Annotated in this window: 11 protein-coding genes and 1 tRNA gene; 6 read left to right on the top strand and 6 right to left on the bottom strand. The window is 68.4% G+C overall.

Annotated elements, in window-relative coordinates:
- Positions 1 to 103 precede the first annotated feature (103 nt).
- Complete coding sequence (locus BLR21_RS21795) at positions 104 to 2869, bottom strand: AfsR/SARP family transcriptional regulator (RefSeq protein ID WP_090007646.1); 2766 nt, start codon at positions 2867 to 2869, stop codon at positions 104 to 106.
- Positions 2870 to 2991: 122 nt separating this feature from the next.
- Between BLR21_RS21795 and BLR21_RS21790 the strand changes: the two genes are divergently transcribed.
- Positions 2992 to 4005, top strand: a complete 1014-nt coding sequence (locus BLR21_RS21790; protein ID WP_256334850.1) for an ADP-ribosylglycohydrolase family protein — start codon at positions 2992 to 2994, stop codon at positions 4003 to 4005.
- 329 nt (positions 4006 to 4334) lie between these two features.
- On the opposite strand, the gene BLR21_RS21785 is transcribed toward BLR21_RS21790, so the two are convergent.
- The 3 genes from BLR21_RS21785 to BLR21_RS21775 are packed head-to-tail and all read right to left on the bottom strand — an operon-like array spanning position 4335 to position 6912.
- Complete coding sequence (locus BLR21_RS21785) at positions 4335 to 5075, bottom strand: FAD:protein FMN transferase (protein ID WP_256334849.1); 741 nt, start codon at positions 5073 to 5075, stop codon at positions 4335 to 4337.
- Positions 5075 to 5539 carry an FMN-binding protein gene (locus tag BLR21_RS21780; RefSeq protein ID WP_090007644.1) on the bottom strand — a complete coding sequence of 155 codons (465 nt, stop codon included), beginning with the start codon at positions 5537 to 5539 and terminating at the stop codon, positions 5075 to 5077. Before BLR21_RS21780 ends, BLR21_RS21785 begins: the two co-directional genes overlap by 1 nt.
- 14 nt (positions 5540 to 5553) lie before the next feature.
- Positions 5554 to 6912, bottom strand: coding sequence for a ferredoxin reductase family protein (locus tag BLR21_RS21775; RefSeq protein WP_090007643.1), 1359 nt, complete (start codon positions 6910 to 6912; stop codon positions 5554 to 5556).
- Positions 6913 to 7048: 136 nt separating this feature from the next.
- On the opposite strand from BLR21_RS21775, the gene BLR21_RS21770 reads away from it, so the two are divergent.
- Together BLR21_RS21770 and BLR21_RS21765 are read left to right on the top strand one after the other, a co-directional pair.
- The gene (locus BLR21_RS21770) at positions 7049 to 7747 is read left to right on the top strand and encodes a response regulator transcription factor (protein WP_218130923.1); all 699 of its coding nucleotides are present in this window, start codon (positions 7049 to 7051) and stop codon (positions 7745 to 7747) included.
- Positions 7744 to 9147: a sensor histidine kinase gene (locus tag BLR21_RS21765; RefSeq protein ID WP_090007642.1), complete on the top strand. Its 1404-nt coding sequence runs from the start codon at positions 7744 to 7746 to the stop codon at positions 9145 to 9147. Before BLR21_RS21770 ends, BLR21_RS21765 begins: the two co-directional genes overlap by 4 nt.
- Here the strand turns inward: BLR21_RS21765 and mgrA are convergent.
- A complete protein-coding gene (mgrA, locus tag BLR21_RS21760) occupies positions 9144 to 10172 on the bottom strand; it encodes an L-glyceraldehyde 3-phosphate reductase (protein WP_090007641.1) in 1029 nt (342 codons plus the stop codon). The two genes, BLR21_RS21765 and mgrA, sit on opposite strands and share 4 nt — an antisense overlap.
- Before the next feature lie 10 nt (positions 10173 to 10182).
- Between mgrA and BLR21_RS21755 the strand changes: the two genes are divergently transcribed.
- On the top strand, positions 10183 to 11883 hold the full coding sequence (locus BLR21_RS21755; RefSeq protein WP_143027815.1) for a hypothetical protein: 1701 nt from the start codon (positions 10183 to 10185) through the stop codon (positions 11881 to 11883).
- Positions 11884 to 11946: 63 nt separating this feature from the next.
- Here the strand turns inward: BLR21_RS21755 and BLR21_RS42650 are convergent.
- Positions 11947 to 12031 (bottom strand) — tRNA-OTHER (locus tag BLR21_RS42650).
- Between the two features lie 692 nt (positions 12032 to 12723).
- Here BLR21_RS42650 and BLR21_RS21750 point away from each other — a divergent pair.
- The gene (locus tag BLR21_RS21750) at positions 12724 to 12963 is read left to right on the top strand and encodes a helix-turn-helix domain-containing protein (RefSeq protein WP_090007639.1); all 240 of its coding nucleotides are present in this window, start codon (positions 12724 to 12726) and stop codon (positions 12961 to 12963) included.
- Positions 12960 to 13847 (top strand): YqaJ viral recombinase family nuclease, encoded by an 888-nt coding sequence (locus tag BLR21_RS21745; RefSeq protein WP_256334848.1) that lies wholly within the window; start codon positions 12960 to 12962, stop codon positions 13845 to 13847. Before BLR21_RS21750 ends, BLR21_RS21745 begins: the two co-directional genes overlap by 4 nt.
- Positions 13848 to 13954: the final 107 nt, after the last annotated feature.

The following is a 13954-nucleotide window of genomic DNA, read 5'->3' as shown; positions in this document are numbered from 1 at the left end:
TCAGGCCCTCCAGTTGCAGGCGCCTTACCCCCTCGGTAATCCCCCACTCGGCGGCCTGCTGCTCCAACATCCCATGCTTTGGGACCAGACGACTAAACGTCCGCTAAACCTCGGACGAGAGCGAGTCCAGCAGCGTTCGGACCTCGACCGCACGGGCCGAATTGACCTGCGCGTAAAGGCGCAGCGCCTCCGTCAGTTCCGCCGCCGCGGCAGCCCATTCCGCCCGCCGCAGCAACACGCCGCCGAGCACGTGCCGGCCGAAGCCCTCGAGGTACGTCACCTCGGCGACGGCGGCCTGGTCGACGACCTGGCGGGCCAGCAGCTCGGACTGGTCCAGCGCGCCGGCTTCCAGGTGCAGCTCGGCCAGGTTGGCGAGACCGCGGATCAGCGCGACGGTGTCGCCCGAGCGCCGGTACACCTCGACGGCGTGAGCCTGGTGCTGCAGAGCGATTTCCACGTGTCCGCGGGCCTGTTCCACCTGTGCCACGTTGTTCAGGCCGTGCGCTTCGCCGACGACGTCCCCGGACTGCTGGGCGAGCTGCACGGACTCCCAGAAATGCAGCAGCGCCTCGTCGTGCTGCTCCAGCCGGAACAGGACGTCGGCGAGCTGGGCGAGCGTCAGCACGAGGTACTGGCGCTCGCCCAGTTCCGTCGCGATCCGGTGCGCGCGGCGAGCGTCCGGCAGCAGGACGGACCGTCCCAGCCGGGCGTTCGTCGTGTAGGTCGTGTCCAGCATGAGGACCTGGCCGAGGCGGCTCCCCGTCACCTCGGCCGCGGCCAGGCCGAACCCGACCAGCGCCACCCACTCCCCGGTGAGCGCGCGCACGGTCGCGTAGTGGTGCAGCAGCCGGACCAGCTGCCACACCTGGTCGTGCAGGCCCCGCTCGGCGGACGCGTGCACGACCGCCACGATGTTGGGCCACTCCTGGTCGAACCAGTCGACCGGGTCACCGAACGCCGGTAGGGCCGTGGAACCGTTGTCCGCCAAGGCGAAGTCCAGGCCGTCACGGGCGGGGCGGATGGCCCGGCGCACGTGGTCGCACGCCACGAGGTAGTAGTTCACCAGGCGCCGCAACGAGTCCAGGTCGGCATGGCCGGCTCCCCGCACGTACAGGCGCACCAGTTCGTGCATCGTGAAGCCGTCCGGCCACGGTTCGACCAGCAGGTTCACCCCGACGAGCTGAACCAGCCGGGACCGGGCCGACTCGACCTGGACGCGGGTCAGCGCGGCGACGGCGTGCGGCGACATCCACCGGCCGGGCGCCAGGCCGACGGACTGGAAGACCTCGCCCAGTTCGGAGGGAAGATCACGGGTCGAGAGGTCCAGCGCCCGCGACACCCCCATCCCCGCCTGCGGCAGGTCGAGGCCGCGCATCCGGTGCCCGTCGTCGGCCAGTTCCCCCACCAGCTCGTCGACCGTCCACTCCGGACTGATCACGAGCTTCGCGGCGGCCACCCGCAGCGCGAGCGGCAACCCTCCGCACAGTTCAGCCAGCTTCTGCGAAGCCACCGGGTCTTCCCTCGACAACGGCCTGCCCAGCACGTCGTCCACCAGCGCACGCGCCGAAGGGTCGTCCAACGGGCCGAGCTTGCGCACGCGGGCGCTGTTGGTGACGACGAGTCGTTCCAGCTGCGACCGCGACGTCACCAGCACCACCGAACCCGAACCGGGCGGCAGCAACGGCTGGACCTGGTCGAACGCCGTCGCGTCGTCCAGCACCACCAGCACGCGGCGGCGGTTGAGCAGCGAGCGGTACAACCCGACGCGGTCCTCGACGCCGACCGGCACGCCGTCCGCCGGCACGCCCATCGCCACCAGGAACCGGGTCAGCACCTCGCCCGGCTCGGTGTCCCCCAGCGACGCGAACAGCACGCCGTGCGGGAACAGCTCGGAGTTCTCGTGCCCCCACGTGATCGCGAGAGCGCTCTTGCCGACACCGGGCGCACCGGTCAGCACGGCGACCGACGTCGCCAGCAGGTTCCGCGCCCCCACCACGGTGTCGAGCCACAACCTGTCGTCGTCCCGGCCGAACAACCGCGACGCCGAAGCGGGCAGCAACGCCGGTGCCACGATCCCCGCGCGCGGCGCGACGGGACGCGACTCGACCGGACCGACCACGCTCAACGACGGGTCGTCGCGCAGCACCTGCTCGTGCAACGCGCGCAGCTGCGGGCCGGGGTCGATGCCCAGCTCGTCGACGGCACGGCGCTGGAACCGCTGGTAGGCCTCCAGCGCGTCGGCACGCTGCCCGGCCCGGTACAGCGCGCGCATGCTGTGCGCGACCAGGCGTTCCCGGAACGGGTACTCGGTGCACAACCCGCGCAGCTCGCCCACCAGCTCCAGGTGGCGGCCGAGTTCGAGCTCGGCGTCGATGCGTTCCTCCAACGCGGACAGCCGCAGCTCTTCCAGGTCGAACGTCATCGGGTCGCCCGGCACGTCCGCGAGCACCGGCCCGCGCCACAGACCCAGCGCCTCGCGCAGCAAGCCCGCCCTGATGGCGGCGGGCTTGCCGCGAGAAGACGCCACGAGCTGCTTGGCGCGATGCAGGTCGAGGCGCCAGGGATCCACGGTCAGCTGGTAGCCCGTCGGCGTGGTGCGGATCGTCGCGGACCCCGCGGGATCGGACTCCTCCAACACCTTCCGCAACCGCGAGACGTACCCGTGCACGATCGTCCGCGCGGTGGCCGGAGGCGTGTCCGTCCACAGCGCGTCGACGATCTGGTCGATCGAGACGGGTCGGTTCGCCTCGACGACCAGCATGGCCAGCAACCCGCGCATGCCACGACGGCCCAGCTGGACGAGCCGTCCGTCCGCGAGCACCTGGAGTGGACCGAGCACGCCGAACTCGAGTCCGGTTTTGCTCCGCATGCCCCTCCTCAGGTGCGCTGACCTCGTCACTTCAACAGGTGCGCAAGCCCGAGTCTCAGATACAAGTACGGCCCAAGTTCGCGGGACGCTACTGTTCACGCGTGCCGCGAGACAGGAATTCCGTGGTTGACCGCGGCGCCGGGTGCCTTCTCGGCGGCGCTCTCGGTGATGCGCTCGGTGCGCCCGTGCAGTACCTCGGCCTGGCCGACATCCAGCGCGAGCACGGTCCCGAGGGCGTTCTGGGGCCACCCAAGCCCGCGCTGTTCACCGACGACACCCAGCTGACGTTGTTCACCGCCGACGGCTACCTGCGCGCCTTCGTGCGCGGGAAGCGCACCGGCGAGTGGGAACCGTCCCAGATGGTCTGGCACAGCTATCGACGCTGGCTGATCACCCAGCAGCAACCGGCCCCCGAACGCGGGGCGACCGGCCTGCTCGCCGACGAACGGCTGTACGAGAGCCGCTCGCCGGGCCTCACGTGCCTGCGCGCGCTGGCCGCCGAGACACCGTCCACTCCGGAGAACCCGCACAACGAGTCGTCCGGCTGCAACGGCGTCACCCGCACCGCACCGGCGGGCTTCGCCCCGTCCGCGGCGATCGCGTACGACCTCGGCTGCCGGTTCGCGGCCCTGACGCACGGCGGCACGGGCGGCTGGGTGTCCGGCGGCGCACTGGCGTTGCTCGTCCACCTGCTCGCCGTGAAGGCGAGGCCGTTGCGCGAGGCCATCGACCAGGTAATCGGCCGCGTGCTGCGCGACGACACGTACACGGCGACCGTGCTGACGCGCGCCGTAGTCCTGGCCGACGAGCACGACGGTTCGTCGTCCGTGCGCGTCGACCGGCTCGGCAGCGGCTGGACCGGCCCCGAGGCGCTGGCGATCGCGGTCTACACCGTGCTGACGCACCCGAAGCCGTCGCAGTTCGTGGACGCCATGCGCGCCTCCGCGAACCACTCCGGCGGCAGCGACGCCACGGCGGCGTTGACGGGCAACGTGCTCGGCGCGTTGCACGGCACCGACGCGCTGCCCCGCGACTGGCTGATGGGGCTGGAGATGGTGGACGTGCTGGACGCGATGGGCCGCGACCTGGGCATGTCCGCCGTGAACCTGGACTTCAACGAGGACCGCTACGCGTAAGTCCTGGCCCAAGCAGCCAAGCGCGCGCTTTTGCGAGTTCGCGCTGGTCGTCCGTTCGCCTCTTCGTCTCGATTCGGCGAAGCCCAATCGGGGCGAAGCGGCGGGCGGACGACCAGCTTCCCGGCGAACGAGCCGGAGTCTGCGAAGCAGCGACCAATAAACACAGAAAGAGCCTGCTGCAGTGCGCTCCCGAATTCGCGCTGCAGCAGGCTCTTCCGCACGAGTAGTTGGTCGACAGCAGGCCGGGTCTTGCCCCGAGCGCGAGCTCCGATCCAGCTCTTGATCAACGAAATCATGCCCCGGAGTCAAGGCTCCGTTGGGCGAGCATGTTAACAGATGTGTACGGGAAGTCCAGGACTCGAGTACACGCGACGATCTTCGTCGACGACAAAAACCTCGCAGCCCTCCTGCCCGGCAGCCCACTCGATCCCATCCCTGCCCAGCGCAAACGCTGCTGTGGCAGTGGTATCCGCGATCGCGAGGTCATCGGAGAAAACCGTGACCGAAACTATCCCGGAGACCGGCTGACCGGTACGGCCGTCCAGGATGTGCTGCCCACGTTCGTACAACGCTGACGTGGCAACGGCTCCGTCCCGCACGCCGAGCACGACGCTGAGCTGGTCGGCGAGGTCGGGGTGCCGAACGCCGACGCGCCAAGGCTTTCCGGGTTCGGGCTCGCCGGCCGTCACGACGTCGCCGCCGGCGTTGACGCAGAACGACGTGGCTCCGCCCTGGCGCAGCATGTCCGCCGCCCGTTGCACGGCCCAGCCCTTCACGACCGCGCACGGGTCGAGCCCGCGGCCCGGCGCCCGTGCCGTGAACGCGCCGCCCGTGGACTGCTCGTACCAGTCGCACAGCGAGAGCACCTCGACGAGATCCGGGGTGAGCTCTTCCCTGGTGAGCTCACCCCGGTCGAGCCGGGACACCTCGCTGCCGGGCTTGAACGGCGAGAACTGGGCGTCTGCCTCGCGCAGCCAGGCGAACGCCCGCTCGGCCAGCGCGGCGTCGCCGTCACGCAGGTCCACCGAGATCGGCAGCCCCATGATGTGCTCGACGCGCCGCACCGCCACTACTGCGCCCCGTCGATCGCGGCCTGCAGCGACTGCTTGTAGCCCTCGGAGGTCGCGGTCGCGCCGGACACCGTGTCGATGTCCGCGCTCTGCGCCTTCAGGGCCGACTCGCGCAGCAGCGGCAGCGCCATCCTGGTCGGGTTGCTGTTGGGCGCCCGCAACGCCTTCACGTCGACGATCTTGGTCCCCTGCAACGTCACCTGCACCTGCACGGTGCCCTCGGAGGTGTTCACCGCGGGCCCGGACACGGTGCGGTTCTGGGCCTGCTGCTGGGTCGTCTTCGGCGCGGCGCCGGTGGTCTGCGGTGCAGTCGTCTGTGGTGCCGCCTGCTGCTGCGTCTGTTCCTGGGCCAGCGGCGCGGCGACCTCGCTGAGCTCGCCTTCGTGCGCGGCGCCCGGCGAGTAGATCCAGACCGGAACCAGGCCGGCCACGCTCAGCGCCAGAACGGGAATTGCCCTTTTCACGTCGTCGGACCCCTTCAGTTGGCCAGCGCGAAGCGCTCGGCGTGGATCTGGTTGCTGGGCACTCCCAGTTCGTCGAGGCTGGTGATCACCGCGTCGGTCATGCCGCCGGGGCCGCAGATGAACACGTCGCGGTCCTGCACGTCCGGCACGAGCGCGACGATGTTCTCCGGGCCGAGCAACGGACCGTTGGCGGTGATGGCCTTCGAGGAACCGGTGACCAGCCGCAGCACGGCGCCCTTGGCCCGTGCGAGACCTTCGAGCTCACGCAACAGCACGGCTTCGCGCGGGTCGCTGACCCGGTAGAGCACCACGACGTGGCCCTTGATCTCCTCCAGCAGCGCGCGAACCGGCGTGACGCCGACACCGCCCGCGACGAGCAGCGCGTTGGGCTTGGTCTGGTGCATGGTCGTGAAGGCGCCGTACGGGCCCTCGGCGAACACGCGGGTGCCGACCTTGATGTTGCGGATGTCCGCACTGCCGGTGCCCAGGGCCTTCGCGGTGAGGCGCAGGTACTTGCCGTTCGGCGCCGCGGACAGCGAGAACGGGTTGGCCTGCCACCAGCGGTCCCTGGTCAGGAAGCGCCAGAGGAAGAACTGGCCGGCCTTGGCGCCGAGCCGGTCGAGGTCCTTGCCCTCGATGTAGACCGAGACGACGTTGGGCGCCTCGGGCACCACGGCGGCGACGCGGAACTGGTGCTTCCAGTTGCGGTAGGCCGGGAGCACCACGCGTCCGATCAGGACGGACCCGAGTGCGAACGCCCAGAGGCCCCACCAGTAGCCGGTCGCGAGTGCGGACTTGCGGAACGTGCTGCCCACCGCGACCTGGTGCGAGAAAGCCAGGAAGATCGCGACGTAGGTGTAGAGGTGGATGAAGTGCCAGGTCTCGTAGGCCAGCCGGCGCCGCGCGAAGCGGGCCGAGACGATGCCGACGACCATGATGATCGCCCACGCCACCAGCGCGCGGAGGATGCCCTCCAGCTCGGTCGCCTGCCGGACGATCTCGGCGACCGGACCGTCGGCGCCCGCGTTGCCCAGCGCGATGAAGACCAGGTGGCCGACCAGCGTGAAGAAGATCGTGAAGCCGACCCAGCGGTGCCACGAGGTGAGCTTGTCCATGCCCAGGCGCCGGTCGAGCCACGGCAGCCGCGCCACCAGGAGCAGCTGGAACGCCATGGCGAGCGCGCCGTACAGGCCCGCGAGCCGGCCGAAGTTGACCAGCTTGTTCGAGCCGACGCCCGCCGCGTTGAACAGGTACGTCACGAAGGCCGCGTTGGCGAGGAGGAACACGTAGAGGCCGGCTTTGGCCAGCACCTTGTGCGGCGTCGCCCGGCCGGCCGGGGCCGGTCGCACGGGGGGCTGCAGGGTGGTCGTCACGGCGGGCTCCTCGGTCAGGGCGGTCTCTGGCGGTCGGTCTCGATCCTTTGCGTTCGAGCTGTGGCTCCGCTTTGCCTCCGCTGTCGACTTCCTGTCGATCGAGCGGGAGAGCCATCAGGTGACGCACCATGAGCACGTGGACAAGGGGAACTCGGTTCGATTGCTCGTCGTAGATGACGAGCCGCACATCGCTGACCTGGTCGCGACGGTCGCCCGTTACGAGGGCTGGCAGGCCGCGACCGCGCTCAGCGGCGAAGAGGCCCTCAGAGAGGCCGCCGAGTTCCAACCCGACATCGTCGTGCTCGACCTCATGCTGCCTGACCTGGACGGATTCACCGTTCTTGATCGAATGCGGGCGGCCGGCGCGATGGTGCCGGTGGTCTTCCTGACGGCCCGCGACGGCACCGCGGACCGGGTGGCGGGGCTCACCCGAGGCGGCGACGACTACCTCGTGAAACCTTTTTCGGTCGAAGAACTGATGGCACGGCTTCGGGCCGTGCTGCGCCGCTCGACGGGTCCGTCGTGGAAGCGTTCGGTCCTGAAGGTCTCCGATCTGCTGATGGACGAGGACACCCGCGAGGTCCGTCGCGGCGGCAAGCTCGTGACGCTGACGCCGACCGAGTACGAGCTGCTGCGGTACCTGATGCGGCGCTCGCCGGCCGTGCTGACGAAGGCGCAGATCCTCGACCACGTGTGGGAGTACGACTTCGGCGGCCGTTCGAACGTGGTCGAGCTCGTCATCTCCCACCTGCGCCGCAAGCTCGACGACGGCCGCGAGCCGTTGATCCACACCGTGCGCGGTGTGGGGTACGTGCTCCGCCGAGCAGCGCAATGAAGCCTCTCGGCCAGTGGCGGCTGGGCACCCGGCTCGCGCTGGCCCTCGGCGCGCTGGCGCTGACGGTGTTCGTCATCGTCGGCTGGGTCATGGTCACGTCGATGCAGGACTTCCTGGACCGCCGCCTCGACGACCAGATGGCGATCAGCCAGACGGGCGCGGCGAAGGAGGTCGAGCGCTACGGGAAGGTCAGCAAGCTTCCCCCGGACTGGTTCGCCGTCGTCTACAAGATGCAGGACGGCGAGCTGCGACCCCAGCCGGGCGAACAGCAGCCGGCCGATCGGGAGGAGTTCGACGCCATCGCGAAGAAGGCGTTGAACGGCGACCTGTTCGCGACCGACTACCTGCGTGGCGACGGCAAGTTCCGGCTGCGTGCCTGCGAGATCGTCGACAACGAGATCGTGCTGGTCAGCGCCGCCCCGCTGGACGACAGGGACGGCACGATCTCGCAGTTGATCACGGTCAGCGTGATCGCGTTCCTGGCTGCCCTGGTCGCGCTGGTGGTGGGCGGTCAGGCGCTGATCCGCAGGGGCATGCAGCCGCTGTCGGACATGGCCGACACCGCGCACGACATCTCGTCGCACGACCTGACCGACTCGGGTGACCTCGCCGTGCGGGTGGACAAACGGGGCGGCGGCGTCGAGGTCGAGGAGCTGCGCGAGGCGTTCAACAAGATGCTCGCGCACATCGACACTTCTTTGGTCGCGCGCACGGCCGCAGAGCAACGCCTGCGCCGGTTCATCGCAGACGCCTCGCACGAACTGAGGACGCCTCTCACCTCGTTGCGCGGTTACGCGGACCTCTTCAAGTACGCGGCGGCGAACGAGCCGGGCGAACGCGAGAAGCACCTGGAGAAGCTGCGGTCGGAGGCGTCACGCATGAGCGTGCTGCTCGACGACCTGTTGTTGCTGGCACGCCTGGACTCCGCGGCGACCGAGCCACCGCTGCGTCCGGAGGAGCTGGACCTGTCGGTGATCGCGGAGGCGGCGGCGGACGCGTTCCGCGCGGGCAGGCCGTCGCACGTGCTGGACGTCGACGCCGACACGGTGACGATGACCGCGGACCCGACGCGCTTGCGGCAGGTGCTCGACAACCTGCTGGCCAACGCGGCCGTGCACACACCCGCGGGCACGTCGGTGGCGTTGCAGGTGACGGCCGAGAACGGCTGGGCGGTGATCAGGGTGAGCGACAGCGGGCCCGGCATCCCCGCGGCCGACCAAGCGCGCATCTTCGACCGGTTCTACCGGGTGGACGACTCGCGGACCCGCCAGCGCGGCGGCAGCGGTCTGGGCCTCGCCGTGGTCCAGTCGCTGGTGGAGGCACACGACGGCAGGATCGAGCTGTCCAGCCGGCCGGGGTCGACGGTCTTCACGATCCGCCTCCCCCGGCACTCGGACTAGTCCGCCTGGGACGACGTGGCCCACAGGTCGATGCCCGACTCGACGGCGTGCTTGTCGATCTCGGCGAGCTCGTCGTCGGTCAGCGGCGGCGCCTGCAGGGCCGCGAGGTTCTGCTCCAGCTGCCCCACCGAGGACGCGCCGATCAACGCCGACGTGACGCGCGGGTCGCGGATCGTCCAGGTCAGCGCGAGCTGCGCGAGCGACTGGCCGCGCGACCGGGCGATCTCGTTGAGCGACCGGATGCGGGCGAGGTTCTCGTCGGTGAGCAGGCCCGTCGACAGCGACTTGCCCTGCGAGGCGCGCGATCCCTCGGGAACGCCGTCGAGGTAGCGGTCGGTCAGCATGCCCTGCGCGAGCGGCGAGAACGCGATGCAGCCCGCGCCGACCTCCTCCAGCGTGTCCAGCAGCTCCGGCTCGATCCAGCGGTTGAGCATCGAGTACGACGGCTGGTGGATCAGCAGCGGCACACCGGCGGACCGGAGCAGTTCGGCGGCCTCGCGGGTCTTGGCCGGCGAGTACGACGAGATGCCGGCGTAGAGCGCCTTGCCCTGCTGGACCGCGGAGACAAGCGCGCCCATGGTCTCCTCCAGCGGCGTCTCCGGGTCGAACCGGTGGGAGTAGAAGATGTCGACGTAGTCGAGGCCCATCCGGGTCAGCGACTGGTCGAGCGAGCTGAGCAGGTACTTGCGGCTGCCCCACTCCCCGTACGGCCCGGCCCACATGTCGTAGCCGGCTTTCGTGGAAATGACGAGCTCGTCGCGGTACGGCCTGAGATCATCCTTCAGGATCTGCCCGAACGTGATCTCCGCCGAGCCGTACGGCGGACCGTAGTTGTTGGCGAGGTCGAAGTGCGTGACACCGAGGTCGAACGCCCTCCGCGCGATTCCGCGGCCCAGCTCGTAGGGCCGGTCACCGCCGAAGTTGTGCCAAAGACCGAGCGAGATGGCGGGCAGCTTGAGGCCGCTGCGTCCCGTCCGCCGGTAGGTCATCTGGTCGTAGCGCGCGCTATCCGCGAGATAGGACATGGGTCCCACAATGTCACGTCCTAACGAGACAGAGCAGCACATGATCCGGGCCGCCGAGTCCGGTGAGGTGCTCGACCTCTCACGCCGTGGGAACAACGTGGTGCGCGCCACGGCAATCCGCGATCTGCTCCGTTCGGGCATCGTCGACCCGCGGGGTCTCCGAGTGGTCGGCGCCCGCGTCACCGGCGAACTCAACCTCGACTTCATCAGCACCTCAACGGCGTTGCAGCTGGACGACTGCCTCTTCGAGGAGCCGCTCTCACTCCACGACACCGATCTGCCCGCGCTGTCGCTTGACGGGTCCACGATGCCGGAGCTGAACGCGGAGAACCTGCGCACCCGCTATCTCACGATGGACGACGCCCGCTGCGCCGGAGTGGTCGATCTCGAGAACGCACACGTCGACGGCACTTTCCTGTTCGGGGACACCAGCGTCGGGCTGATGTACGCGAAGGGCCTGCGCGTCGCCCGGAACGTGAAGGCCGCCGGGCTCCACGCCAGAGAGGTCCGGTTCGACGGCTGCGACATCGGCGGCGACCTGCATCTGCAGGGGGCGGTGATCGTCAACGGTTCGGAGACTGCCCTGGTCCTCAACAACGCGACCGTCGGCGGGGACATCCATCTCGACAGCAGCTTCGTCAAGGCGACCGGCGGGGACTGCGGAGTGCTGATGCTCGACGGGAGCGCCGGTGCTCTGCACATGATGGGCGCGGTGGTGCGCACCGCCGCGCACTGCGGGATCTGCCTCGACGGCAGCCGGTTCCAGGCCGACGTACGGCTCAACGACGGCTTCGACGCGCGCTCGACGCGGGCCCCGCTCGCAACGATCCGGATGGTCGACACCCGGATCGGCGGCAGCCTCCTCGTCCAGGGGTCGATCCGCAACGACGAGGGCCCGGCCGTGATCGTGCAGAAGGCTGCGATCGGGGCGACGCTGAACATCAGCGACACCGTGCTCGAGGCCACTGCCCAGCGGCCCGCGGTGGAGATCGACGACACCGACGTGAGCGGCAACCTGATCCTCTGGCCCGAGAAGCTGGTCAACCACGGTGACGGCTACGAGCTCAGCCTGGCCGGCACCGAGGTCGGCGATCTGCTCGTCTTCAACGTCCCCAAGCTGGTGCAGACCGACGTCTTCACCGTGACGGTGAACGGTTTGACATACCCGGAACCCCCGAACGACACCGACGCATGGCTCACCATGCTGCGAAAGCACAACTTCAAGTACGAAGCTCAGCCGTACCAGCAACTCGCCGCCGTGCACCGCGCCGCCGGCCACGAGCACACCGCACGGCGCGTCCTGATCGCCCAGCAGGAGGACCTCCGCCACCGCGGCGACCCCGGCAACAGGCTGTGGCACTGGTTCCTGGGCGTCACGCTCGGCTACGGCTACCGGCCCTCCCGGGCGGTGATTGGCCTACTCGTCACGTTCCTGCTCGCACTCTGTCTAGTGTGGACGGCCGACGCCCATAACGGCCTGACACCGGCCAAGGACCGCCCCGCGAACTCCTGTTCACCTGTGAACAGGATCAGTCTTGCGGCGGATCTCGCAATCCCGCTCGTGAAGCTCGGTGGCACACCGAGATGCGAACTGGCGAACGGACCAGCAGGACAGTGGGCGACCGGAGCAGGCTGGGTCGTGCAGATCCTGGGTTGGTCGTTCGCCACGCTCAGTGTCGCGGGCTTTACCGGACTCGTTCGCAAAAGCTGACGACCGTGCCGCCGGAAATGAGACGAGGGTCCGCCCACCTGGGCGAACCCTCTTCCCCAATAGAGCCGGCGAGGGGAATCGAACCCCTAACCTTTCGCTTACAAGGCGTACCAGCACTAGCGCTGTACTTACCTGGTCAAACGCCAGCATACAGACGAACGCAAGTGGCATGTGTGAGGGGTGAGATGTGGATCTTCAAAGCCACCCCAGAGTCACCTATGAAGCCCTCGCCCGAGCAACCAAAAATCACGAGCCCACGCGACGATGCACGCCGACGAACCCAAAGAAAGAACGCTCGTACACCGAACTAACGGCAGGCATTACTTAGCGACGACAACAATTATCCCCTACAACTCGCACGAGTCGCAGCACGCAAACCGCCCGAGGTAAACGAGTCAGTCTTGTGTTTTGCGTCACTGCATCTGCTCGATGTAGCCGCTACAAATGAGGTCAATTCCCGCTAAGGGTTGACTAACCGTGCCGCGCACGCAAGTAAGCACAATGTAGTCATTCGAACGCAGACGACTTGTCGACAAGTCCTAGAATCTGGGACGCAGTCACGATCTTCCCGTTGCGTCACATGATCTTTGACGCTTCAACCAAGCGCCTCCCTTACGGTTACGCTGCGGCAATGTCTCGCTCCTTGTCATCGACACGACACAGAGAGTGCCGCACACAGCTCGACCCATTCGGCGTAGTCCGTTACGCGAGTACGTGCGTCCTCGGTCCGTTTCGTCAGATGCTTCCACTAACGCAATCGTTGAGCACTGTCCAGATGCGCACGTAGGGTCGTGATCGTGAACGGGAACGTTCCGTACACGAATCGACCTGGGGGGTTGAATGTCTGCGCACGTGCGTGTCCGCCCGGACGCGCTGGAGAGAATCGGGATTGCACAAGGGCTCAAATCAAGGTACGCGCTCGCCAAGCGTCTTGGCGTGTCGCAGTCGACCGTTGGTCGCGTGTTGGACGGAGAGCAGTTGCCGGGCAACTCCTTAATCGCCGCCACCTTGAGCAAGCTCGATGTTTCGTTTGAGGACGTGTTCGAGGTTGATGGGACGGACAGCGGAGCCGCCGCGTGAAGGCATCCGCTGTACGTGTTGGTTCGTTCGAGCCTGGTTCTCGCGAATGGAATGCAGTTCGGTCAATGGGCCTGGGGGGCTCGGAGATCGCTGCGGTTATGAATATCTCACCGTACGAATCAGCGTTCTCCTTATGGAATAGGAAACGGGGCCTGATCACCCCGGCGCCGAGCAATGACGCGATGCGCCGGGGTCATCGGCTTGAGTCGGTCGTCGCCGAGTGGTTCGCCGAGCAGCACCCCGAGTACCGCGTGCGCCGCACGGGCATGTGGGCGAACCGCCAACGGCCGTGGCAGCTCGCGACGCCCGACCGGATGCTGACCGGGCTCGCCGAGCGTTCGGTGCTGAAGGTCAAGACCGCTGCCGACCTGTTCGAGTGGGGTAGGCGTGGCACTGACGAGGTGCCGGATTACGTCCGATGTCAGGTCATGTGGCAGCTCGACGCGCTCGGTTTGAACCGTGCACACGTCGCGGTGCTGACCACGAACCTTGAGTTCCGCGAGTACCTCGTCGAATGGAACCTCACCGAGGCCGAGAAGTTGCGCGCCGCCGCCCGTGAGTTCCTCGACTCGGTCGACCGTGGTGTGCGACCGGAGATCGACGAGCACGCCGCGACGCATCGGGCGGTGCGGGAACTGCATCCGGATATCGACGACACCGAGGTCGAGATCGAGGCAGGGCTCGCCGAGCAATACCGGGCTGCGGTCGCAGACCACAAGCGCGCCGAGGCCGCGAAGCTGCGAGCAACGTCCGAGGTCCTCGACGCGCTCGGACGGCACCGGCGCGCACTGGTCGACGGTGAGTCGGTGGCGATACGGGTGCCTGGTCGCAACGGCGCGGCGCCATCACTGCGCCCATCGCCCATGCGGGCAGGTGCCGCGTGACCGCCGGTCTTGTTCCTGCTGGGGTGGTCGTCGCGTGCTGCGGCGACCACCGCCCCGGCGGCTGCTGCGCGGCCGTCGACTGCGTGCCCCTGCTGCCCCGAGTGCCC

It is taken from the genome of Lentzea albidocapillata subsp. violacea, from assembly GCF_900100275.1.
In the GTDB taxonomy this organism is placed as follows: Bacteria; Actinomycetota; Actinomycetes; order Mycobacteriales; family Pseudonocardiaceae; genus Lentzea; species Lentzea violacea.
This window is presented reverse-complemented; position numbering and strand designations above follow the sequence as displayed.

Coding starts and splice junctions, on each gene's coding strand:
- BLR21_RS21795 (WP_090007646.1), bottom strand. CDS start 2,869: ATGCGGAGCAAAACCGGACTCGAGTTCGGCGTGCTCGGTCCACTCCAG.
- BLR21_RS21765 (WP_090007642.1), top strand. CDS start 7,744: ATGAAGCCTCTCGGCCAGTGGCGGCTGGGCACCCGGCTCGCGCTGGCC.
- mgrA (WP_090007641.1), bottom strand. CDS start 10,172: ATGTCCTATCTCGCGGATAGCGCGCGCTACGACCAGATGACCTACCGG.
- BLR21_RS21750 (WP_090007639.1), top strand. CDS start 12,724: ATGTCTGCGCACGTGCGTGTCCGCCCGGACGCGCTGGAGAGAATCGGG.
- BLR21_RS21755 (WP_143027815.1), top strand. CDS start 10,183: ATGTCACGTCCTAACGAGACAGAGCAGCACATGATCCGGGCCGCCGAG.